The organism is Mesorhizobium sp. Root695 (assembly GCF_001428185.1).
GTDB lineage: Bacteria > Pseudomonadota > Alphaproteobacteria > Rhizobiales > Rhizobiaceae > Mesorhizobium.
Genome location: NZ_LMHO01000023.1, coordinates 40,967 through 61,471, shown reverse-complemented (window position 1 = coordinate 61,471; position 20,505 = coordinate 40,967). Strand labels below are relative to the sequence as shown.

General features: G+C 63.9%; 18 protein-coding genes and 2 pseudogenes. 11 read left to right on the top strand and 9 right to left on the bottom strand.

Annotated elements, in window-relative coordinates:
* Nucleotides 1-20 precede the first annotated feature (20 nt).
* The 3 genes and pseudogenes from ASD99_RS19285 to ASD99_RS19275 all read left to right on the top strand — a co-directional run bounded on the left by ASD99_RS19285 (nucleotide 21) and on the right by ASD99_RS19275 (nucleotide 2,215).
* Nucleotides 21-251 carry a hypothetical protein gene (locus ASD99_RS19285; RefSeq protein WP_056595104.1) on the top strand — a complete coding sequence of 77 codons (231 nt, stop codon included), beginning with the start codon at nucleotides 21-23 and terminating at the stop codon, nucleotides 249-251.
* Between the two features lie 76 nt (nucleotides 252-327).
* Complete coding sequence (locus ASD99_RS19280; protein WP_057144895.1) at nucleotides 328-1,113, top strand: ThuA domain-containing protein; 786 nt, start codon at nucleotides 328-330, stop codon at nucleotides 1,111-1,113.
* Nucleotides 1,114-1,179: 66 nt separating this feature from the next.
* Nucleotides 1,180-2,215, top strand: a pseudogene (locus ASD99_RS19275) (Gfo/Idh/MocA family protein).
* A 42-nt stretch (nucleotides 2,216-2,257) separates the two neighbouring features.
* Here the strand turns inward: ASD99_RS19275 and ASD99_RS19270 are convergent.
* From ASD99_RS19270 to ASD99_RS19245, 6 genes and pseudogenes are all read right to left on the bottom strand, one after another.
* Nucleotides 2,258-2,506: a DUF680 domain-containing protein gene (locus ASD99_RS19270; RefSeq protein WP_057144604.1), complete on the bottom strand. Its 249-nt coding sequence runs from the start codon at nucleotides 2,504-2,506 to the stop codon at nucleotides 2,258-2,260.
* A gap of 184 nt (nucleotides 2,507-2,690) precedes the next feature.
* Complete coding sequence (locus ASD99_RS19265; RefSeq protein WP_056595110.1) at nucleotides 2,691-3,335, bottom strand: TetR/AcrR family transcriptional regulator; 645 nt, start codon at nucleotides 3,333-3,335, stop codon at nucleotides 2,691-2,693.
* 92 nt (nucleotides 3,336-3,427) lie between these two features.
* Nucleotides 3,428-4,203: pseudogene (locus tag ASD99_RS19260) on the bottom strand (SDR family oxidoreductase).
* Complete coding sequence (locus ASD99_RS19255; RefSeq protein WP_057144603.1) at nucleotides 4,203-5,237, bottom strand: phosphotransferase family protein; 1,035 nt, start codon at nucleotides 5,235-5,237, stop codon at nucleotides 4,203-4,205. The pseudogene ASD99_RS19260 and the gene ASD99_RS19255 overlap by 1 nt, the downstream one beginning before the upstream one ends.
* Nucleotides 5,234-5,719 carry a MaoC family dehydratase gene (locus ASD99_RS19250; protein ID WP_274533713.1) on the bottom strand — a complete coding sequence of 162 codons (486 nt, stop codon included), beginning with the start codon at nucleotides 5,717-5,719 and terminating at the stop codon, nucleotides 5,234-5,236. The genes ASD99_RS19255 and ASD99_RS19250 overlap by 4 nt, the downstream gene beginning before the upstream one ends.
* A gap of 39 nt (nucleotides 5,720-5,758) precedes the next feature.
* Entirely contained in the window at nucleotides 5,759-6,574 is an 816-nt protein-coding gene (locus ASD99_RS19245) for an SDR family oxidoreductase (protein WP_056595114.1), read from the bottom strand.
* 115 nt (nucleotides 6,575-6,689) lie between these two features.
* Here ASD99_RS19245 and ASD99_RS19240 point away from each other — a divergent pair, with 115 nt between their 5' ends.
* From ASD99_RS19240 to ASD99_RS19215, 6 genes are all read left to right on the top strand, one after another.
* Entirely contained in the window at nucleotides 6,690-7,931 is a 1,242-nt protein-coding gene (locus ASD99_RS19240) for an acyl-CoA dehydrogenase family protein (protein ID WP_057144602.1), read from the top strand.
* Between the two features lie 53 nt (nucleotides 7,932-7,984).
* Nucleotides 7,985-9,022 carry a zinc-binding dehydrogenase gene (locus ASD99_RS19235; RefSeq protein WP_057144601.1) on the top strand — a complete coding sequence of 346 codons (1,038 nt, stop codon included), beginning with the start codon at nucleotides 7,985-7,987 and terminating at the stop codon, nucleotides 9,020-9,022.
* Nucleotides 9,023-9,235: 213 nt separating this feature from the next.
* On the top strand, nucleotides 9,236-10,399 hold the full coding sequence (locus ASD99_RS19230) for a glycosyltransferase 87 family protein (protein WP_057144600.1): 1,164 nt from the start codon (nucleotides 9,236-9,238) through the stop codon (nucleotides 10,397-10,399).
* Nucleotides 10,392-11,381, top strand: a complete 990-nt coding sequence (locus tag ASD99_RS19225) for a glycosyltransferase family 2 protein (RefSeq protein WP_057144599.1) — start codon at nucleotides 10,392-10,394, stop codon at nucleotides 11,379-11,381. Before ASD99_RS19230 ends, ASD99_RS19225 begins: the two co-directional genes overlap by 8 nt.
* Complete coding sequence (locus ASD99_RS19220; RefSeq protein ID WP_057144598.1) at nucleotides 11,378-12,199, top strand: ChbG/HpnK family deacetylase; 822 nt, start codon at nucleotides 11,378-11,380, stop codon at nucleotides 12,197-12,199. Before ASD99_RS19225 ends, ASD99_RS19220 begins: the two co-directional genes overlap by 4 nt.
* A complete protein-coding gene (locus tag ASD99_RS19215) occupies nucleotides 12,196-12,606 on the top strand; it encodes a GtrA family protein (RefSeq protein WP_057144597.1) in 411 nt (136 codons plus the stop codon). Before ASD99_RS19220 ends, ASD99_RS19215 begins: the two co-directional genes overlap by 4 nt.
* Before the next feature lie 8 nt (nucleotides 12,607-12,614).
* Here ASD99_RS19215 and ASD99_RS19210 read toward each other — a convergent pair whose 3' ends face one another.
* From ASD99_RS19210 to ASD99_RS19200, 3 genes are all read right to left on the bottom strand, one after another.
* Complete coding sequence (locus tag ASD99_RS19210) at nucleotides 12,615-15,746, bottom strand: efflux RND transporter permease subunit (RefSeq protein WP_056595127.1); 3,132 nt, start codon at nucleotides 15,744-15,746, stop codon at nucleotides 12,615-12,617.
* The gene (locus tag ASD99_RS19205) at nucleotides 15,743-16,906 is read right to left on the bottom strand and encodes an efflux RND transporter periplasmic adaptor subunit (protein ID WP_056595129.1); all 1,164 of its coding nucleotides are present in this window, start codon (nucleotides 16,904-16,906) and stop codon (nucleotides 15,743-15,745) included. The genes ASD99_RS19210 and ASD99_RS19205 overlap by 4 nt, the downstream gene beginning before the upstream one ends.
* 197 nt (nucleotides 16,907-17,103) lie before the next feature.
* Nucleotides 17,104-17,931: a MurR/RpiR family transcriptional regulator gene (locus ASD99_RS19200; RefSeq protein ID WP_056595136.1), complete on the bottom strand. Its 828-nt coding sequence runs from the start codon at nucleotides 17,929-17,931 to the stop codon at nucleotides 17,104-17,106.
* A gap of 143 nt (nucleotides 17,932-18,074) precedes the next feature.
* Between ASD99_RS19200 and ASD99_RS19195 the strand changes: the two genes are divergently transcribed.
* Entirely contained in the window at nucleotides 18,075-18,893 is an 819-nt protein-coding gene (locus ASD99_RS19195; protein ID WP_057144596.1) for an N-formylglutamate amidohydrolase, read from the top strand.
* Between the two features lie 20 nt (nucleotides 18,894-18,913).
* The gene (locus ASD99_RS19190) at nucleotides 18,914-20,470 is read left to right on the top strand and encodes an amino acid permease (protein ID WP_056595141.1); all 1,557 of its coding nucleotides are present in this window, start codon (nucleotides 18,914-18,916) and stop codon (nucleotides 20,468-20,470) included.
* The last annotated feature ends 35 nt before the right edge of the window (nucleotides 20,471-20,505 follow it).

Here is a 20,505-nt window from a genome sequence, read left to right as displayed (position 1 = left end):
CACGCCGAGGGAGAATGCCGATGCCGTCGAATTCCGCGCCCAAGTCGCCGGTCAAAAAGACATCGGCCGTCCGTTCGCTCGAACATGAGCGGCACGGAGCGCCGAGCGCCGAAGAGGAACTCGAGGAGGGGCTGGAAGATACGTTCCCGGCCAGCGATCCGATATCCATCACCGGCACGTCCATTTCCGGCGCGCCCGCGAAACCGGGCAAGGCCAAGACCGTGCCGGGGCGCAAGAAGCGCAAGACGTAGTTTCCATCGGGCCAGACGGCATCGGACCTTCTCAATCCCATTGGACATGCTATTTAAAGCGCTTTGGGAGATGAAAATGCCGACAAAAGCGATCGTTTGGGGCGAGAATGTCCACGAGCAGACCAATGCCGCCGTGCGCGACCTCTATCCTTTGGGCATGCATGGCACCATTGCCGCTGCGCTCAACCAGGACAAGGGCATCGAGGCGACCACCGCCACCTTGCAGGAGCCCGAGCACGGCCTGAGCGAGAAGCGCCTGGCGGCCACCGACGTGCTTTTGTGGTGGGGCCACGCGGCGCATGGCGAGGTCAAGGACGAGACCGTCGAGCGGGTGCAGAAGCGGGTGTGGGAAGGCATGGGGCTGATCGTGCTCCATTCCGGCCACTACTCGAAGATATTCAAGCGGCTAATGGGCACGCCCTGTTCGCTGAAATGGCGCGAGGCTGGCGAGCGCGAGCGCGTCTGGGCGATCAACCGCAGCCACCCGATCGCGCAAGGCATCGGCGAGTGCCTGGAGATCGGCGAGACCGAAATGTATGGCGAGCCTTTCGCCGTGCCGGAGCCGCTCGAGACGGTGTTCGTCTCCTGGTACGAGGGCGGCGAGGTGTTCCGGTCAGGGCTAACCTATCAGCGCGGGGCCGGCAGGATCTTCTACTTCTCACCCGGCCACGAGACCTATCCGATCTATCACAATGAGGGCGTGCAGCAGGTGCTGCGCAATGCGGTGCACTGGGCGCACAACCCGGCACCGGCCTGGTCCGGTATCACCAACGCGCCGAATGTGCCGACGGATGCAGCCAGGGAGAAGATCGTCCAGAAGGGGCTGCGCCTGCATGCTGATGGCGATAAGGGCCTGAGTTAAATCGGGGCCCGAGTTGATCGGAACTTGAGTCGATTTGGGGGCTAAGTTGATTGGGGGCTTGAGTTGGTGCATCGCATTCTTCTGCTCGGCACCGGCGGTATCGCCGGGCATCATGTCGAGGAGTTTGCCAAGATTCCAGAATGCAGCATCGTCGCCTGTGTCGATTAGGTGCCCGGCCGTGCGGCGGCGTTCGCCGCCGTCAGCAAGATCGACGATTTCTTCGAGAGCCTGGAAGCGGCGATCGCCTGGGGTCAGTTCGATGCCGCCATCAACGCGACGCCGGATGGTGCGCATATGGCGACGACGCTGGCGCTGCTTGCTGCGGGAAAGCATGTGTTCTGGGAAAAGCCGCTGGCGCCGAACCACGCCGACGCGCTTGCGATGACCGAAACGGCCGAGGCAGCCGGGGTGGTCAACATGGTCAACCTCACCTACCGCAACTCACCGGCGATCCAGGAGGCACGGCGCATGGTGCAGAGCGGCGAGATCGGCGAACTGCGCCATGTCGAGGCGAGCTACCGGCAAAGCTGGCTGGTCAGCCAATCGTGGGGCGACTGTCGGGTCGAGGACAAATGGCTGTGGCGCCTGTCGATCCGGCACGGCTCGACCGGCGTGCTCGGCATTCATATCCTCGACTTCGCCACCTATGGCGCCGACCAGGATATCGTCGCATGCCGATCTGTTGACGTTTCCAAAGGCCGAGAGCGAGCGCATCCACGACTGTGTGATGGATGCCAATGACAGCGTGGCGATGACGGCGCGACTCAATTTCGGCGCGCTCGCCACGATCGTGGCGAGCCGCTACATGACCGGTCACGCCAACGATCTGTCGCTGGCCCTGCACGGCACCAGGGGCGCCATCAAGGTCGAGACCGACGGCAAGGTATCGAACCTGTCCGCCTGCCTGGAAGGGGATGTCGATCTGCAGCGCTGGCAGACGCTGCCGCTGCCCAGTGTCAAACGCAACGCCCGGCGCTTTGCCGACGCGCTGGACGCAGGCCGGAACGGCGATCCGTCGTTCCGGCCTGCCGCGGACATGCAGAAGCTGATCGACGCGGCTTTCGAGAGTTCGGCGGCAAAACTGCCGATCTCGGTTGGCTGAAACTGGCCGGCTTGTGCCGGCCAGACGTGATTTCTGCAGATATCAGAACGAGCTTGGCACCATCCACGGGTCGATGCTGATGCCGAGGCGCGGCCCCTTGCCTTGAGCGGTGTTTTCCGTGGCGCCCTTCTTCTCAACCGAACCGGTCGACGCGCAATCGAGCTTCACGTTGGTCTTGGTGTCGACGCAGGCCGCGACCGGCGCATGCTTGACCGGGTGCGTGGTGTTGGCTGCGAAGGCCGAGCCCGAAAGCGCCAGCACTGCGGCGGCGGTGAGAAGGGTCTTTTCCATTGTCAGTCTCCGTTTTCGACGGGTGAATTTTTCTCGTACATGTACGATACGCCGTACAGATACGTCCGCCGAGCGCTAAGTTCAAGTCAAAGCCGTACGCGTACGGTAAATTCTTTGTTAACCAAGAAATTCGCCCCGCTTCGGCTGGGGTAGAGAGAAAACATGGAAACGAAGGGACCGGCGTTCAGCAGTTGACCGGGGTCTCGGTCAGCGGCGGCACGTTTTGCGTGCTGAGCGTGGCAAGCGTGAAATCGCACATCCGCTTCACGAAGGCCTGCGGATCGCCGAAGGGGTAGAACGGAAAGGTGATGAGCAGCGAGATCGTGCCGTGGCCGACCGCCCAAAGCATGGTGGCGATGGCGCGCGGATCGCCTTGCAACTTGCCGGCGGCGACGCAGGCCTCGACCCGGCTGATCAGCGCTTTCATAGCCGGGTTGCCCTCCTCCATGTCCTCGTAGCTTCTGCCTTCCGGCAGCGTGGTCTTTTCAGTCATGAAGACAGTCCGGTATTCGTTGGGATTGCCAAGCCCGAACGCGGCATATTCCGTCATCACTGCCTGCAAGGCCTCGATCGGATCGTCGGACGAATGCTCCTCGATGCGTCGGGCAAGCGTCTCGAACGCATCCTCGGCGAGCGCGAACAGGATGTCCTGCTTGTCGGCGAAGTAGGAATAGACCGACATCGGGGCATAGCCGACCCGCTTGGCCAGTTTGCGGATGGTCAGGCCCTCATAGCCTTCTTCCTGGACGAGCTTATGGGCGGCCGCGACCAGCTCGGAGCGCTGTTCTGCCTTTTGTTTCTCGCGGCGTGTCTGGACGCTCGGCGGCAAGATCTCAAGCCTTAGTTGGGTTGGTGCGCGGCTAAATTATATACGCCGTACGAAAACGGACAAGGGCGCGGGAAGTTCCCAAACGGCAGGTGTCAGATCGCGCCGACGCCGCCGTCGACGGCCGGCGCATGGCCGGTCATGAAGGAATTGGCGGGGTCGGCGGCAAACAGGATCGCGGTGGCGATTTCGTCGACTTCGGCCACCCGCTTCATCGGCACGCCGCACGTCAACTCGGCCGAGGCCTCTTCTTCCGGCACGCCGGAAACGCGCACGAAGCCGTCCACCATCGCCGTCCTTGTGTGGGCGGGGCAGATCGCGTTGATCCGCACACCCTTGGTGTGTATTCGGCCGCCGCCGATTTTGTCAGCCCGACGACGCCATGCTTGGCGGCCGCATAGACCGAAAGTTTTGGCGCACCGACCAGCCCGGCGACCGAGGCGATGTTGACGATGGCGCCGCCCTTGCCGTTCGCCTTGAACTGCCGTTCCATCTGCGGGATCTGGTGCTTCATGGCATAGAACACGCCGAGCAGATCGACCTCCGGGACGCGGCGGGCCTCGCCCGACTCGACCTGCGGCAGACGCACGAATCTCTGGACGATGCCGGCATTGTTGACGGCGATATCCAGCCGGCCGAATTTCTCGACCGCCAGCCTGACCAGATCCTCGGACAGGCTTTCGTCCGCTATGTTGCCGGCGAGGATCGCCGTTTCGACCGGCATCGTGCCTGCAAGATCGACGAGTGCCTTTTCGTCGATGTCCGACAGCACCAGCTTTGCGCCTTCGGCGGCAAAGCCTTTCGCCGCACCCCAGCCAAGTCCGCCGGCAGCACCCGTGATCAGCACCGTTGCGCCGTCAAAGCGGCCCATCACGCCTCCTTGTCGATCAGATTCGCGGCAAGACGCGAAAGCAGCTTTACCGCTTCGCCATAGGTCCTGGCTTTTTCCGGATTGGAGGCGTTGCCGTCCAGCGCCCGCTTGAAGACGCCCTGGCAGATTGCAGCCAGCCGGAAGAAGGAAAAGGCGAGGAAGAACGTCCAGTTGCCGATACCGGTGAGTCCGCGCCGCCGGCAGTAGCTGGCGACGTAGTCCTCCTCGGAAGGCAGGCCGAGTGCGGAACGGTCGACACCGCCCAGGCCGCGAAAACCCGACACGTGCGGCAACCGCCATTGCATGCACTGATAGGCGATATCGGCGAAGGGGTGGCCAAGCGTCGACAGTTCCCAGTCGAGCACCGCCAGAACCTTTGGCCGGTCCGGCGCGAAGATCAGATTGTCCAGCCGGTAGTCGCCATGCACCAGCGAGACGCGGCCGTCATCTGCGGGCATATGTGTTTCCAGCCAGGCGATCAGCCGGTCCATGTCGGCGACGGTGCCGGTCTCCGAGGCGCGGTACTGGCTGGTCCAGCGCGCCAGCTGGCGCTCGAAATAATTGCCCGGCCGGCCGAAATCGCCTAGCCCCACGGCCTCGACATCGACCTCGTGCAGCGCCGCTAGGGTTTCGTTCATGGCATCGTAGATGGCGGCGCGTTCTTCGTTGCCGTCTGCCTCCGGCAGCGCCGGATCCCAGAAGATGCGGCCGTCGAGGAAATCCATCACGTAGAACATGCGGCCGATCGGCGAGGCTTCGTCGGAAAGATGCAGCATCTGCGGCACAGGTACGGAGGTGCCGGCAAGTGCGCCCATCACTCTGAATTCGCGGTCGACCTGATGCGCCGATTTCAACAACTGCCCCGGCGGTTTGGCGCGCAGCACGTAACGGCCGCTTGCCGCCGTCATGAGATAGGTCGGGTTCGATTGGCCGGATTTGAATTTTTCGATTGCAGCAAGCCCGGAAAAGCCCGGTATTTTCGCCTCAAGGTAAGGCGCAAGCGCTGCCTGGTCGAGAACGTTCGGATCGCTCATGCCGTCTCGGGCAGGCGTTCGATCAAGGTCAGCGTCAGCCAGCGCGCAGTCAGCGCCGGTTTCTTCGAACCCTCGATCTCGATCGTCACGTCATGCGCCGTCTGCACCCAACCCGACGGCCGGACCTTGACGTCGGCCAGCACGAAACGGGTGCGGATGCGCGCGCCGGTCTTCACCGGCGCCAGGAAGCGCAGCGAATCGAAGCCGTGATTGACGCCCATCTTGCTGTTTTCCAGCGGCGGCATGGTCTCGAAGGTCATGGCGGACAACAGCGACAACGACAGGAAGCCGTGCGCGATGGTGCCGCCGAACGGCGTCTCGCGCATGGCCCGCTCCGGGTCGCAGTGGATGAACTGGTGGTCGTCGGTGGCGTCGGCGAACTGGTCGATCATGCGTTGCGTGACCACCCGCCACGGCGACACGCCAACCTCCTTGCCAACATTGGCCAGAAGCACATCGAGACTGATCGGTTCCACGCTCATGTCCTCCAGTTCACCTCCGGCTTCTGTGGCCGGAAAATGTCATTCCTTGAACAGCGTCAGCCCATGCTGCACCGACTGTCCGCCGTCGATTGGCAGGATGGCGCCGGTGACATAGCTGCCTGCACGGCTGCACAAATAGAGCGTTGCGCCGGCAATGTCATCCGGTGCCCCGATACGGCCGATCGGAACATGGCTGCCGACATGTCTGGCCTGTTCTTGCGTGCCGGTGGCAAACGCCGTCATGCGGCTCTGGAAGGGGCCGGGGGCGAAAGCGTTGACGGTGATGCGGCGGGCGGCGAACTCGAGCGCCAGTGTGCGCGTCAGATGATGAACCGCGGCCTTCGAGGCGGTGTAGGAATAGGCATCGTCGGCCAGCGGCTGCGTGCCCATCACCGAACCGAGGTTGATGACCCTGGCTGGATCGGCGTCGCTGGCGGCGGCGTCGAGCAGCGGCAGCAATTCGCGCGTCAGATGGAAGACCGCGGTGACATTGACTCCGAACACTTTCGCCCATGCCGAATACGGAAAGCTCTCCAGCGGCGCGCCCCAGGAAACGCCGGCATTGTTGACCAGAATATGCAGTTTCCCGGTCCGCGCTTTGACCTCGGCGACGAGTACGGCAATGCCGGCTTCGCTGGAGACATCGCCGGCGAAGCCTTCCGCCCGGCCCGGTGAACCTAGCTCGTTCAATTCAACAGCGACCTTGACACAATCTTCGCCCTTGCGCGACGCTATCATCACGTTGGCGCCGGCCTGCACCAGCGCGGTCGCCGCCATGCGGCCGATGCCGGTCGCGGCACCCGTCACCAGCGCGGTCTTGCCGGCCACCGAAAACAGCTCGTCGAGATAGCTCATCACAATCCTCCGTGCTCGGCATGCGGGCAAACAGTTCGCGTTGACAAGGCTATCTGAAGTACGGTCATCCTTGCCACTGACAAAATGCCTGGCGTGTATGAAGGGTTAGCGACCGATGACGGAGATGAATCTCGGCATGACCGAGCGGCTGAAGCCGATCCACGCGCGCGTCGCGGCCATGGTGCGCGACGAGATCATGCCGCTCGACAGGGAATTCCTGAGCGAGGTGGGCAAGGAAGGCGACCGCTGGGTCTACAGTGCGCGCCAGCGCGAGATCCTCGAAGGGCTGAAGAAGACCGCAAGGGAGCGCGGCCTGTGGAATTTCTGGCTGACCGGATCGGAACGCGGCTACGGCCTTTCCACCGTCGAATATGCCTATCTGGCCGAGGAGATGGGCAAGGCGCATCTCGGCGCCGAGACCTTCAACTGTTCGGCGCCCGACACCGGCAACATGGAGGTGCTGGAGCGGTACGGCTCGGCCGACCACAAGAAGGCGTGGCTGGAGCCGCTGCTCGACGGCGAGATCCGCTCGGCCTATCTGATGACGGAGCCGGATGTCGCCTCGTCCGACGCCACCAACATTGCCATGCGTTGCGAGCGACAGGGCGACGACTATGTGCTCAACGGCGAGAAATGGTGGGCATCGGGTGCCGGCGATCCGCGCTGCGCCATCTATATCGTCATGGTCCGGACCGGCGGCGACAGCGAGCCGCAGCACCGCCGCCATTCGATGATCCTGGTGCCGTCAGCCACAAAGGGTGTGACCAAGGTCCGAGCCATGCAGGTCTATGGCGACGATGACGCGCCGCATGGCCATATGCATCTTCGCTTCGACAATGTGCGGGTACCGGCGTGGAACCTGATCCTCGGCGAGGGCAGGGGGTTCGAGATCGCGCAAGGGCGGCTTGGCCCCGGCCGCATCCATCACTGCATGCGCGCCATTGGCCAGGCCGAGATGGCGCTGGAGATGCTGTGCCAGCGTTCCGTGCGCCGCGAGGCCTTCGGTCAGCCCCTGGCCAAGCTCGGCGCCAATTTCGACATCATCGCCGAATGCCGCATGGAGATCGAGATGGCCCGCCTGCTCTGCCTCAAGGCGGCGTGGATGATCGACCAGGGCGATGCGCGGGCCGCGGCCCCCTGGATCAGCCAGATCAAGGTGGTCGCACCCCGCGTTGCGCTCAAGGTCACCGACGAGGCGGTGCAAATGTTCGGCGCGCAAGGCATCAGCCAGGACACACCGCTGGCGCGGTCGTGGACGCATCTGCGGACATTGCGCCTCGCCGACGGTCCGGACGCCGTGCATCGCCGGCAGGTGGCGCGCACCGAGCTGAAAAAATACGCGCAGGAAAAGGTCTGAGCGCTGGCATCCGCCCCTGGCGATGCCGACAGGTCCAAGCAAGGAGTGATCCGATGACGATCCCGTCCGAAATGAAGGCGTTGTTGCTGGTCGGCGATGGCTACACCAGGACGCCGAGCGGCAGTGTGCTGGAAGCGATGGAGCCCTATCTTGAGCCGGGCAGCATCGCGGTGCCGACACCCGCGCCGACGCAGGTGCTGATCAAGGTCAGCCTCGCCTCGATCAATCCGTCCGATGTCGCCTTCATCAAGGGCCAGTACGGCCAGCCGCGCGCCATGGGCCAGCCAGCAGGCTTCGAGGGAGTCGGCACCGTCGTCGCCAGCGGTGACGAGCCCTATCCAGAAAGCCTGATCGGCCAGCGCGTCGCCTTTGCCACCGGTGTCAGCAACTGGGGCTCATGGGCCGAATATGCCGTCGCCGAGGCGGCGGTCTGCATCCCGCTGCTCGACACCGTCCGCGACGAGGACGGCGCGGCGATGATCGTCAACCCGCTCACCGCGCTCGCGATGTTCGACATCGTCAAACAGGAAGGCGAAAAGGCCTTCGTCATGACCGCCGGCGCCAGCCAGCTGTGCAAGCTGATCATCGGCCTGGCCAGGGAAGAGGGTTTCCGGCCGATCGTCACCGTGCGCCGAGACGATCAGATCGCGGCGCTGAAAGCGCTTGGCGCGGCGCACGTGCTCAACGAAAAGGCACCGGATTTCAAGGCGGCGCTACGCGAGGTGATGAAGGCCGAACAGCCGCGCATCTTCCTTGACGCGGTAACCGGGCCGCTGGCCTCCGCCATCTTCGACGCCATGCCGAAGCGTTCGCGCTGGATCATCTACGGGCGGCTCGATCCCGAAGCCACTGTTATCCGCGAGCCCGGCCAGCTGATCTTCCAGCACAAGCATATCGAAGGTTTCTGGCTGAGCGAATGGATGCGCCAGTTCCGCGACCGCCGCGGCCCGGCGATCCTGGAAGCGCAGAAGCGGTTTTCCGACGGGCGCTGGTCGACCGACGTGACGGCGGTGGTGCCACTCGCCGAAGCCATGGCGCGGCTGCCGGGGGAACTGGCCAAGCCCAACGGCAAGGTGTTCATTCGACCTTAGCCCAATTCGAAAGACACGGAAGCTTGGATACCAGGCTTCAGAGGACTTTCGACGGACCGAGAATGCCGGATCCGGCAGCTGTCCGGATCGTCAGGCGGCAGTCCTGTCTCTCAGACCCCTATGCCACGCCGCTTTGTCCGTGATATGCCGCCGCGATCGAATGTCGGGACAATGCTGGACTGAGCCAGTTCCGGGGTGGTGTGGGATGCCTTAATGATGATTTCCAAGCCGATTTTCGACCGTTTGGGGTTCGGCCTGTGGATCGGAGCGTTCCTGATCGTTCTTGCCATGGTCCTGTGGTCGCCCCACACGCGCACGGTATGGCAGGCCTATATAGACGGCAGCGAGGCGCTTATGGCCGGTCTGCCGCTCTACGACACCCAATCCGAGATGGGGTATCTCTACGCGCCGGCCTTTGCCGCGCTCTATATTCCAATCGTCAAACTCGGCTCGCATCTGGGCGGCGTGGTGTGGCACACGCTTGGCTTTGCGGTGCTCACCTACGCCGCGATGCGGCAGGTGCGCAAGCTCGGCGGCGATGAATTGACCTGGCTGCTCTCTTTCGGTCTCTTCCTCGCTTTGCCGATGGCAGCGGGGGCGATCCGCAACGGCCAGGCGACAATCCTTTTGACCGGCGCCTGCTGGCTTCTCACCCTGTCGGCCCTTGAAGGGCGGCGCGCCGAGACCTTTTTCTGGGCCTCGCTTGCCGTCATCGCCAAGCCGACCGCGATCATCATGCTGCTGTTGGTAGGAGCCCTTCGGCTCCGGTTGATACCGGTGCTGCTACTGGCGGTGCTGTTCGTGCTCGCGCTGCCTTACGCCTTCGCTCCCGCCGGCTACCTCAACGATCAGTATCGTGTCTTCGCCCTGATGCTGACCTCTATGGCGGTCGACAACACCAGCCATTTCGTGCCCACCGATTTCACGGCGCCGTTCACCAGAGTGGGACTGCCCATTCCGGAATTCGGTGCCACGATCGTGCGCATCATCATGGCCCTGTTCACGCTTACCGCGGTCATCTGGTTCGACCGCAAGCTTGAACGCGGACCTGCGGGGCTGGCGATCTTCCTGATGGCCACTTTCTACATGTGCGTCTTCAACCCCCGCGTCGAGCCCAACACCTATGCCATGATCGCCGTGCCCGCCGGTCTCGCCATAGCCCTGTTGTGGCGCGAAGAACGAGGCGGCGTCCTGGCCTCGGTGCTGTCGACGGCGCTGTTCGCGATCGGACTGAGCGGCGTCGAGCGCCATGTGCACGATTTCCTATACCCCTGGTTTCGGCCGATCGCGGTCACTCTCATTGCCGGTTCGTCGATCTGGTGGTTCTGGGCCAAGGCAAGGGACGAGGTGGTGAATGCGGGGATCGCTAATGGCTGATTTACGGCCGACACTCGATATCGTCGCGCCGTTCTTCAACGAGGCGCCATCGGCACCAGCATTTGCCGAACTGCTCGCCGAGCTCGAAACGGCCGTGGCACAGCGCTTCGGCATGACCGTGCACAAGATCCTCGTCGATGACGGCAGCCGTGACGATGGCGCCGGGCGGTTTTCCCAGGCGCTGATAGGGTCGTGGGAGATCGTCCGCCTCAGCCGCAATTTCGGCAAGGAAGTCGCTGTGCTCGCCGGCCTCGATCAGTCGCGCGGCGACATGGTGCTGATCATGGACGCCGACCTCCAGCATTCCTTGGACATCAGCCTGAAGCTGATCGCAGAGCTGGTGGACCATCCGGACATCGACGTCGTCTATGCGCAGAACGACCGCCGTGAGGCGAGCTGGCGGCGCAGCCAGCTGGCCCGGCTTTTCTACAGCCTGATCAACAGCAGCCAGCGTTTCGACATTCCCGAAAATGCCGGCGACTTTCGCGTCATGCGCGGCGCTGTCGCGCGCGCGCTGACCAGCCTGCGCGACAAGCGTCGCTTCAACAAGGGCCTGTTTGCCTGGGCGGGCTTTCGCCAGAAGGCGTTGCCCTATTCGCCGGAGAGCCGCGCCAGCGGCACGTCGAAATGGAGCCGGCTCAACCTGATCGCCTTCTCGCTGGAGGGGTTCACCTCGTTCTCCGTCATTCCGCTGCGCCTGATCAGCCTTAGCGGGCTGCTCGCGGCGTTGGCCGGCGCGATCTACGGCGCCAAGGTGTTCGTCGAGGTGATCTTCTACGGCATTGCCGTTCCGGGCTACCCCAGCCTGCTGGTCGCCGTCGTCCTGCTCGGCGGCCTCAACCTGACCCTGCTTGGCCTGATCGGTGAATATGTCTGGGTCACGCTCAGCGAGAGCAAGGATCGACCGGTCTATCTCGTGCGCGATGTCGTGCGCAGCGAGGTCTCCGCCGATAGGCCGGAGCCGGGCGCTTCCGACAGATGACGCGGCGCATCCGCCTGATCGCCGACGACTATGGCCTGGCGCCCGGCGTCTCGACCGCGATCCTCGACCTGCTCGATCGCGGGCGCCTGACCGGCACCAGTTGCATGACCGGCTTTCCAGAATGGGCTGATGAGGCGGCGCGCATAAAACCTCTGTGCGGCCGTGTCGCGGTCGGGCTGCATCTCACCTTGACCGACCAGCCGGCCGTCGCCAGCCGGTCGAGCCTGGCGCCGGAAGGCCGGCTGCCGCCGCTCCGCTCACTGGCATTGCCTGTCTTGCGCGGCCGCGTCGACGATCACGATGTCCATGCCGAGCTCGACGTCCAGTATAGCCGCTTCGTCGAGGCGCTGGGGCGCCGCCCCGATTTCGTCGACGGGCATCAGCATGTGCATTTCCTTCCCGTCGTGCGGACATGGCTGCGCGCGCGCCTTGGCCAGGGAAGCGACAAGCCAGCGCTACGCGGCGCCCCGGCACTGGCGGGCCAATTCGCCTCGGTGCCGAAAGTCGCCGCGATTGCCGCACTCGCCGCCGGCTTCAACCGGTCGATGCAGCGGGCCGGCTTCACCCTTTTCGAGCCGCTCACCGGCATCTATGACTGGCGGCAACCCGAAGAATTCGCTTCCGTGCTGCAGGCCGCCGTTGAGGCATTGCCGGAACGCGGGCTGTTCATGTGCCACCCTGGCCATGTCGACGAGACGCTGCGCGCGCGCGACACGATGCAAGGCGTACGCGAGGTCGAATTCACGGTGCTGGCATCGGACGCGTTCGGCGCAAGCCTGGCCCGCGCCGGCGTCGCAATCATGGATGGCAAGGGATGAGCGACGCCGAGCGGCCCCCGCGTTCGACCGGCAACAAGATCGTCCGCTTTGCCGTTGTCGGACTTGCCAACACAGCCATCGACCTTGCCAGCTTCTTCCTGCTGCTTAAGCTCGGGGTTTCGCCGCTGCCCGCCAACATCGTTGCATGGTTCATCGCCGTCACCTTCTCGTTTGCGGCGAATGGCTTCTGGTCGTTCGAGCGCAATCGAGCCATCCGGCTGCGCGATGCGTTCCTTCGATTCGCCTCGCTTGGGGCGCTGATTTCGCTCGGCGTCTCCAGCCTTTCGATCGCGCTGTTCGCCGGGATCGCCGGGGTGTGGCCGGCAAAGATCGGCGGTGTGGTGGTGGCGGCGGTGCTGAATTTCCTCGCCGCGCGCTGGTCGATCGAGGGCCGTCTCTTGAGATAGGCGGGAGTTTACTCCGCCGGCTCCACATTGGTGTAGGCGGCTTCCTCGAGTTCGCGCTTCAGCCGCGCCTCCTCATGCGTTTTCGGCGTGACGAAGCGGCCAAGCAGGAGATAGGCGACCGGCGTCAGGAACAGCGTCGAGACGGTGGCCAGCCCCAGTCCGCCGACGATGACCCAGCCAAGTGCCACGCGTGCCTCGGCACCGGCGCCGCTCGCCAGCACCAGCGGCAAGCCGCCGAGCACGGTGCAGATCATCGTCATCATCACCGGCCGCACGCGGATGATCGAAGCCTGCTCGATCGCCTCGCGCACGCCAAGCCCGCGATCGCGCAACTGGTTGGCGAATTCGACGATCAGGATGCCGTTCTTGGCCATGACGCCGACCAGCAGCACCAGGCCGATCTGGCTGTAGGCGTTGAGACTGGTGCCCGAGAGCAGCAAGGCAAAGATCGCGCAGGCGAGGCCGAGCGGCACCGTCGCCATGATGATGACGGCGCTGACGAAGCTCTCGAACTGGGCGGCCAGCACCAAAAGGATGATGACCAGGGCGAAGCCGAAGATGGTGATCATGGCGCTGTTGGTCTCGCCCAATGTCGCCGCTTCGGCCAGCGGCAGGACGCGGCTGCCCGCAGGCAGCAGCGGCGTGGCGATTTCCTCGGCGCGGGTGAGCGCATCGCCAAGCGCGAAGTCGCCGGCAAGGTTGGAGGTGATGGCTACCGACGGCTGCTGCTGTTCACGCGACAGCGATGGCGGCACGGCACGTTCGGTCAGCTTGGCGATGGTCGACATCGGCACGAACCGGCCATCGGCCGTTTTCAGGAAGATGTTTTCCAGATCGGTCGGATCGTTGATCGGATTGGTGGTCGAGACCAGCTTCACGCCATAACTGCGATCGGCGATGTAAACGTCGACGACGTCGTTGCCATCGAGCATGGCCTGCAAGGTGTTGGCCAGCCCGGTGATGTCGATGCCGAGGTCGGAGGCGCGTTCGCGATCGACGGCCACCGCCAACTGCGGCTGCGTCGGGTCGATGGACAAGCGCGGGGTCTGGAAGCGCGGGTCCTTCTGCATCTCGGCGATGATCTTGACGGCCGCGTCGCCGAGCGCCTTGCGGTTGTTGCCGACCAGCGCGAACTGCAGGCCGTTGCCGGCGCCGCGGATGCCGAGGCTGTTGGGCTGCACCGGGAAGATGCGCACGCTCGGCACCTGTTTGGTCAGCCGGCTGATCTCGGCCATGATCTCCTGCTGGCTGCGGCTGCGCTCGTTCCACGGCGCCAGCGTCATCACCATGAAGCCGGAGTTGTAGGAGCCGTTCTGGCCGGCATTCTCGAAAGTGCTGCGGATCTCGCCGGAATCGCGCATCGGCTGGATCAGTTTCTCGATCTTCTGCATCTGCTGGGTCGTGTAGTCGAGGCTGACGCCTTGCGGTGCGCTAATGCGCAGCAGCACGACGGCGCGGTCCTCGGTCGGCGTCAGTTCCTGGCGGATGGTGCCGAACAGCGTGAAGGCGGTGCCGGCAAACAGCACCGCGACCAGAAGCACGATCCATGGCGCATCGAGGCAGGCGTGCAGGCCGCGCCTGTAGGCTGCGCTCAGCGCGCCGCCAATGCGGGCGCCGATGCCGTGACCGTCTTCGTGGCGATGCGACGCGCTGGACAGCATACGCGAGGCGAGCATCGGGCAAAGTGTGAGCGCCACCACGCAGGACAATAGAACCGACATGGCGAGCACGAAGCCGAATTCGCGGAACAGCCCGCCCGTCTGGCCGGGCAGGAACGAGATCGGCACGAAGACGGCGACCAGCGTCAGCGTCGTGGCAATGACGGCGAAAAACACCTCCTGGGCGCCGAGCACGGCCGCCGCGCGGGGTCCCATGCCTTCGTTGCGTCGTCGCACGATGTTTTCGAGCACGACGATGGCGTCATCGACGACCAGTCCCGTCGCCAGCACCAGAGCGAGCAGGGTCAGGATGTTGATCGAAAAGCCGGCCAGATAGATGGCGGCGATGGTGCCGATCATGGCGACCGGCATCGACAGGCCGGGGATCAGCGTCGCACGCCAGTCGAGCAGAAACACATAGATGACGATCAGCACCATGGTCACGGACAGGCCAAGCGCGATCTCGACCTCGTGCACCGCGCCCTTGACGAAGACCGCGTCGTCGCTGGTGATCTTGATCGACATGCCTTTGGGCAGATTTTCCTGCAGTTTGGCGACGGCGGCCTGGACGCCGGTCGAGATGTCCAGCGTGTTCGATTCCGCCTGGCGGATGATGCCGATGCCAATACCGGTCTTGCCATCCGAACGCAGCGTGGTCTGGCCGACATCGGGGCCGAGCGTGACGGTGGCTACGTCGCGGATGCGCGTCGTGCCGCCGATGATGATGTTTTCGAACTCTTCCGGCGTGGTCACGTCGGCGGTCGTGCGAACGATCAGGTCCTGGTTGGTCGTGGTGATCGAACCGGCTGGTGAATCGAAGGCGACGGAGGCAAGTGCCGCCCTGAGGTCGGCAACGGTGAAGCCGAGGCTGGCGAGCTTGTTCTGGTCGACGTCGATGCGGAAGATCTTGTCGCGGTCGCCATAGACCTGGACGTCGGCAACGCCAGGCACGGCGGCCAGCTCGTCCTCGATCTGGTCCTGGACCACAACGGTCATGTCCTGGATCGACATGTTGTCCGAGGTCACCGCCAGTCGCATCACCGGGTCGGAATTGGCATCGGCCTTGACGATGCGCGGCGGATCGGCGGTGTCCGGCATCTGGTTGGCGACGCGGCCGACGGCATCACGCACGTCCGAGGCGGCGACATTGAGGTCGACACCGTCGTTGAACTCGATGGTGACGCGGCTCGAACCGAATGAGGAAGAAGACGAGATCGACTTGACGCCGGAGACCCGGGCGACAGCGCCTTCGATCGTGTCGGTCAGTTCGCGGTCCACGGTTTCGGCAGCCGCCCCTTCGAAGGCGGTGGAAACAGTGACGACCGCACGATCGACGTCCGGCAGTTCGCGGATCTCGACACCGTAGAAGGCGGCGAGGCCGGCAACGGCAATGAGGGTGTTCAGCACGAAGGCCATGACCGGCCTGCGGATGAACAGCGCGGTGAAGCCGGTATCGCTGGCGGCGTTGATGGTTCCGGTCATGAGCCTTCGGCCGCGTCCGCGGCGCGCTGCTCCTCGCCGGCGAGGCGGACCGCGCCGCCCTCGCTGAGGCTCTGAGTGCCTTCGGTGACCACCATGTCGCCGCGGTCGATCTCGGCGTCGATCAGCACGGTCTCGGTGTTGCGCTGGATGATGCGCACCGGAACCCGCCTGGCCTTGCCGTCCTCGATCTGCCAGACATAGGCGCCGTCCGACCCCCACAGGATCGCCAGCGGGCTGACGGCCGGATAGGTCTGCCCCGGAAATTTCATGGTGATGCCGAACGACATGCCGGCGCGCAGGGAATCGGCCGGGTTGGCGATCTTGGCCTTGACCAGCAAGGTGCGGCTCTTCTCGTCAATGTGGTTGTCGATGGCCGAAACCGTGCCGGTATAAGCATTGCTGGGATTGGCGATCGGCGTCGCCGTCAATTGCGCGCCGACCTTGACGGCGGCGGCGAAACGCTCCGGCACCAGGAAATCGACCAGAATGCTTGAGCGATCGTCGAGCGTGGCAATCGCCGACTGGTTGGTGACATAGTTGCCGGCGGAGATCGGCAGGATACCGACGGTGCCGGCGATCGGCGCCAGAATCGACCGGCGCTGCAGCGCAAGTTCCGCATCTTGAAGCGCCAGCTTGGCGCCCGCCAACACCACTTCGGCGTCGGCGACCGCGACCGGGGTCGCGGCGTTGGAGGCGCGCAGCGACTTGACGCGGTCGAGCTTGGATTGCGCATCCTGCAAGGCGAGCTTGGCCCGGTCCTGAGAGATCACCTCGGTCTCGGAATCGAGGGTCGCGATGATCTGTCCCTTGTCGACATGGCTGCCGGATTCGACCAGCAGTTCGGCGAGGCGGCCGGAACTGTAGGGATTGACGGTCACCGAGGCATTGGCACGGCCGGTGCCGATCGCCTGCAGGCGGTCGTTGATAACATCCGAAGTGGCTGCCAGGGCGACCACGTTCACCCGCTGGTTGACGCCATTGCGGCCGTTTGCCTGCTTCGCGTTGGCGTCACCGGTTCCAGCAGGGGGCGCTGCCACATAAGCCCACTCGATACCCCAGCGTGCCAGCACGTCGTGAGCACCCGGATAAAAGCGCAGCCATGCGCCTGCCGCCACCACCAGCACCACAAGCGCGACAAGTATCTGTTTCCAGGCGGCCATCGGCACTCCGGTTGGCAAAATAATCCTGCCGTCTGCCGGTTTCCCGAAATGAAGCAGACGCAGCGCGGCTATTGTAAGGCGAAGAAGCCAGCACCCCGATATCGCGCCTTTATGACAACTCGCCAGTGCCTGCGCACGTTAAATATATGTAACGTTTGAGAAAATATGCGTAACGTTCGGGATCGTCGCTACATGCACTAACGCAGACTTTCCATTTCGCGGATGCGTTTGGCGCCCTCTGCTTCCAGTTGCCTGGTAACGGCGCCGATCAGCGTTTCGGCGACGACGAAAAGGGCAGCCGACGAATCCCACGCCGACGGCACGGCCGTTCGCCCGGCGATGACATGGCGAGCAAAGCGGGCGATCGGGGACAACCACTGGTCGGTGAACAGCACGATCTGAACGCCGCGCTGATGCGCCTTCTCGGCGAAGCGCACGAGGCTGTTCTGGTAGCGCCTGATGTCGAAGATCACCAGCACATCGCGTTTGCCCATGTCGATCAGCCGGTCGCGCCACATGCTTTCTTGGCCGGCGAGGTGAAAGACATTTGGCTGGATGACGGCGAGGTGGGCTGCCATGTAGCGCGCCAGCGGATCGGTGAAGCGGCCGCCGATCAGGAAGGTCTTGCCGCGCCGGTCGGCGAGCCGTGCGGCGATGTCGGCAAGCTGCTTGTCGGACAGATGCCGGAACGTCTCACGCATATTGTCGAGCGTCGCTTCCAGCATTGGTGACACGGTACCGCCGCCGGGCGAGGGCGGGTTGAGCGTCCTTGTCGCCGGCGATTGCAGTTGCGCCGCCAGTTCGTCCTGCAGGCTCGACTGGAATTCCGGGTAGTTCTGAAAGCCGAGCCGGGAGACGAAACGCAGGATCGTTGGCGAGGAAACGCCGGCCGCTGCCGAGAATTCGGCAACCGTCTTAAGGCCGATCATCGGATAGTTGGCGATCAGCGTCTGGGCCGCGCGCCGTTCGCTGGCCGGCATCGTGCCGATGCGGTCGGCGATCAGTTCGGCAATGTTGGAAATCATGTTTTCCCCACCCTGACCTAGCTGACGGTCTTTTCCGAAATCGCATTTGACAAAGCCGGACAAACTGTATGAAATCATCCACAGGGACGCAATGAGGCAAAATACGTAACATACGGTACAGCGCTCCCCGGGGACGGCAGACTATGGAGAAAGCACGGCCCGCCAGTCTTGCATCGTCTGATACCGTGAGGGTGACGAACCCAGGCGGATCGAGCCCTTTCGTGCTGACCTGCGATCACGCCTCGAACTTCCTGCCCGCCGAATTCGGCACGCTCGGCCTTGCCGCCGAGGACCTGTCCCGTCACATCGCCTGGGATCCCGGCGCGCTGCCGGTCGCCCGCCGCATGGCCGAGGCGCTCGATGCGACGCTGGTCGAGACCCGCATTTCGCGCCTCGTCGTCGACTGCAACCGTCCGCTCGATGCGCCCGACCTGGTGCCGCCGGTCAGTGAGATAACGGCAATACCGGGCAATACCGGCCTGTCGGAAAAGCAGCGCGCGGCCCGCGTCGCGCTGTCATGGCAGCCTTTCCACGACACGATTGCAGACATCATCGAAGACAGGTTGTCACACGGTCAGGAAACGCGGCTGGTTTCGGTCCATTCCTTCACACCGGTCTACAAGTCCAAAAACCGGCCGTGGCACATCGGCATCATCCATGACGACGATCGCCGGCTGGCATCGCCGCTGATATCGGCGCTGAAGCGGCTTGCCGGCGTCACTGTCGGCGTCAACGAGCCCTATTCGCCGGCCGACCGTGTCTACTTCACGCTGGAACGCCACGCGCGCTCGCGCGGCTTGCCCTGCGCGATGATCGAAATCCGCAACGACGAAATCGCCGGCGAGACCGGGCAGCGGAAATGGGCGGATCTGCTCACGGGCATTTTTTCGGATCTGGAGCCAGAGGAGGCCGGACAAACCAGATCGCATTCAGTCGGAAAGTCAGTTCAATCGGCCAGCTAAGAACCACAGGGGACACCAAAATGGCAGCACCGGGTTATACAGACGTAGACAAGGCGGAGGACGTAAAGGCCCTCCACAGCATGGGCTATGCCCAGGAACTGGAGCGGCGCCTCAGCCGCTTTTCGAATTTCGCCGTTTCCTTCTCGATCATCTGCATCCTGTCGGGCGGCATCAATTCGCTGGCGCAAGGCACTTCCGGCGCCGGCGGCATCGGCATCGGCATCGGCTGGCTGGTGGGCTGCTTCGTTTCGCTGACCTTCGCGGTCGCCATGTCGCAGATCAGCTCGGCCTATCCGACCGCCGGCGGCCTCTATCACTGGGGTTCGATCCTCGGCAACCGCGGCACCGGCTGGGTGACCGCCTGGCTCAACCTGCTCGGTCTGATCACCGTGCTCGGCGCCATCAATGTCGGCACCTGGACGTTCTTCATAGGTGCCTTTGGGCCGACGCTCGGCATTGAAGGCACGCTGACCAACCAGATGATCTTCCTGGTCATCATCACCGGCGCTCAGGCGCTGATCAACCATCTGGGCATCAAGCTGACGGCCAAGCTGACCGATTTCTCGGGTTACCTGATCTTTTTTGGCGCGATCCTGATTGCGGTCGTCTGCCTGATCTCCGCGGAAACCTGGGATTTCAGCCGTCTTTTCACCTTCCACAATTACTCCGGCGATGCTGGCGGCGGTGTCTGGCCGGCGGTGTCGAATGCCTGGGTGTTCGCGCTCGGCCTGTTGCTGCCGATCTATACGATCACCGGCTATGACGCTTCGGCGCATACCTCGGAGGAAACCATCAAGGCGGCCAGTTCCGTGCCGCGCGCCATGGTCATGTCGGTGATCTGGTCGGCCGTCTTCGGCTACCTGTTCCTGGCTGCCTTCGTGCTGATGATCCCGAACATGGACGACGCCGCCAAGCAGGGCTGGAACGTGTTCTTCTGGGCCTTCGACCAGCGCGTCAGCCCCGGGATCAAGGAGTTCGTCTACCTCGTCGTGTTCGTCGCACAGCTGCTGTGCGGTCTCGCAACCGTGACCTCGGCTTCGCGCATGATCTTCGCCTTCTCGCGTGACGGCGGCCTGCCGGCTTCAACAGCACTCGCCAAGGTCAGCCCGACCTACCGCACGCCGGTGGCGGCGATCTGGACGGCCTCGATCCTGTCGGTGCTGTTCGTCTGGGGCTCGACGCTGGTTTCCGTCGCCGGCACCTCGGCCTACACCATCGTGGTATCCTGCACCGTCATCTTCCTGTTCCTGTCCTTCACCGTGCCGATCGTGCTCGGCATGCTAGCCTGGGGCACGCCAAAATGGGACAAGATGGGGCCTTGGAACATGGGGCGCGGTATCTTCATGCTATTCGGTCTGCTCTCCATCCTGTCGATGATCCTGATCTTCGTAGTCGGTATTCAGCCGCCGAATGACTGGGCGCTCTACATTACGCTAGGTTTCCTGGTGCTAACCGCGCTCGTCTGGTTCGGCTTCGAGCGGAACCGTTTCCAGGGTCCGCCACTTGGCGACATCATCGCGGCGCGTCAGGCGGCCATCAAGGCGGCCGAACAGGCCGTCGGCGAAACCGGCCACTGACATCAACCATCATGGCCATGGCCGGCATCGTGCCG

Bases quoted from the DNA above. Each gene is read 5' to 3' on its own strand.
- ASD99_RS19285 (WP_056595104.1), top strand. From the start codon at position 21: ATGCCGTCGAATTCCGCGCCCAAGTCGCCGGTCAAAAAGACATCGGCC.
- ASD99_RS19280 (WP_057144895.1), top strand. From the start codon at position 328: ATGCCGACAAAAGCGATCGTTTGGGGCGAGAATGTCCACGAGCAGACC.
- ASD99_RS19270 (WP_057144604.1), bottom strand. From the start codon at position 2,506: ATGGAAAAGACCCTTCTCACCGCCGCCGCAGTGCTGGCGCTTTCGGGC.
- ASD99_RS19255 (WP_057144603.1), bottom strand. From the start codon at position 5,237: ATGAGCGATCCGAACGTTCTCGACCAGGCAGCGCTTGCGCCTTACCTT.
- ASD99_RS19250 (WP_274533713.1), bottom strand. From the start codon at position 5,719: ATGAGCGTGGAACCGATCAGTCTCGATGTGCTTCTGGCCAATGTTGGC.
- ASD99_RS19245 (WP_056595114.1), bottom strand. From the start codon at position 6,574: ATGAGCTATCTCGACGAGCTGTTTTCGGTGGCCGGCAAGACCGCGCTG.
- ASD99_RS19240 (WP_057144602.1), top strand. From the start codon at position 6,690: ATGACGGAGATGAATCTCGGCATGACCGAGCGGCTGAAGCCGATCCAC.
- ASD99_RS19235 (WP_057144601.1), top strand. From the start codon at position 7,985: ATGACGATCCCGTCCGAAATGAAGGCGTTGTTGCTGGTCGGCGATGGC.
- ASD99_RS19230 (WP_057144600.1), top strand. From the start codon at position 9,236: ATGATGATTTCCAAGCCGATTTTCGACCGTTTGGGGTTCGGCCTGTGG.
- ASD99_RS19225 (WP_057144599.1), top strand. From the start codon at position 10,392: ATGGCTGATTTACGGCCGACACTCGATATCGTCGCGCCGTTCTTCAAC.
- ASD99_RS19220 (WP_057144598.1), top strand. From the start codon at position 11,378: ATGACGCGGCGCATCCGCCTGATCGCCGACGACTATGGCCTGGCGCCC.
- ASD99_RS19215 (WP_057144597.1), top strand. From the start codon at position 12,196: ATGAGCGACGCCGAGCGGCCCCCGCGTTCGACCGGCAACAAGATCGTC.
- ASD99_RS19210 (WP_056595127.1), bottom strand. From the start codon at position 15,746: ATGACCGGAACCATCAACGCCGCCAGCGATACCGGCTTCACCGCGCTG.
- ASD99_RS19205 (WP_056595129.1), bottom strand. From the start codon at position 16,906: ATGGCCGCCTGGAAACAGATACTTGTCGCGCTTGTGGTGCTGGTGGTG.
- ASD99_RS19200 (WP_056595136.1), bottom strand. From the start codon at position 17,931: ATGATTTCCAACATTGCCGAACTGATCGCCGACCGCATCGGCACGATG.
- ASD99_RS19195 (WP_057144596.1), top strand. From the start codon at position 18,075: ATGGAGAAAGCACGGCCCGCCAGTCTTGCATCGTCTGATACCGTGAGG.
- ASD99_RS19190 (WP_056595141.1), top strand. From the start codon at position 18,914: ATGGCAGCACCGGGTTATACAGACGTAGACAAGGCGGAGGACGTAAAG.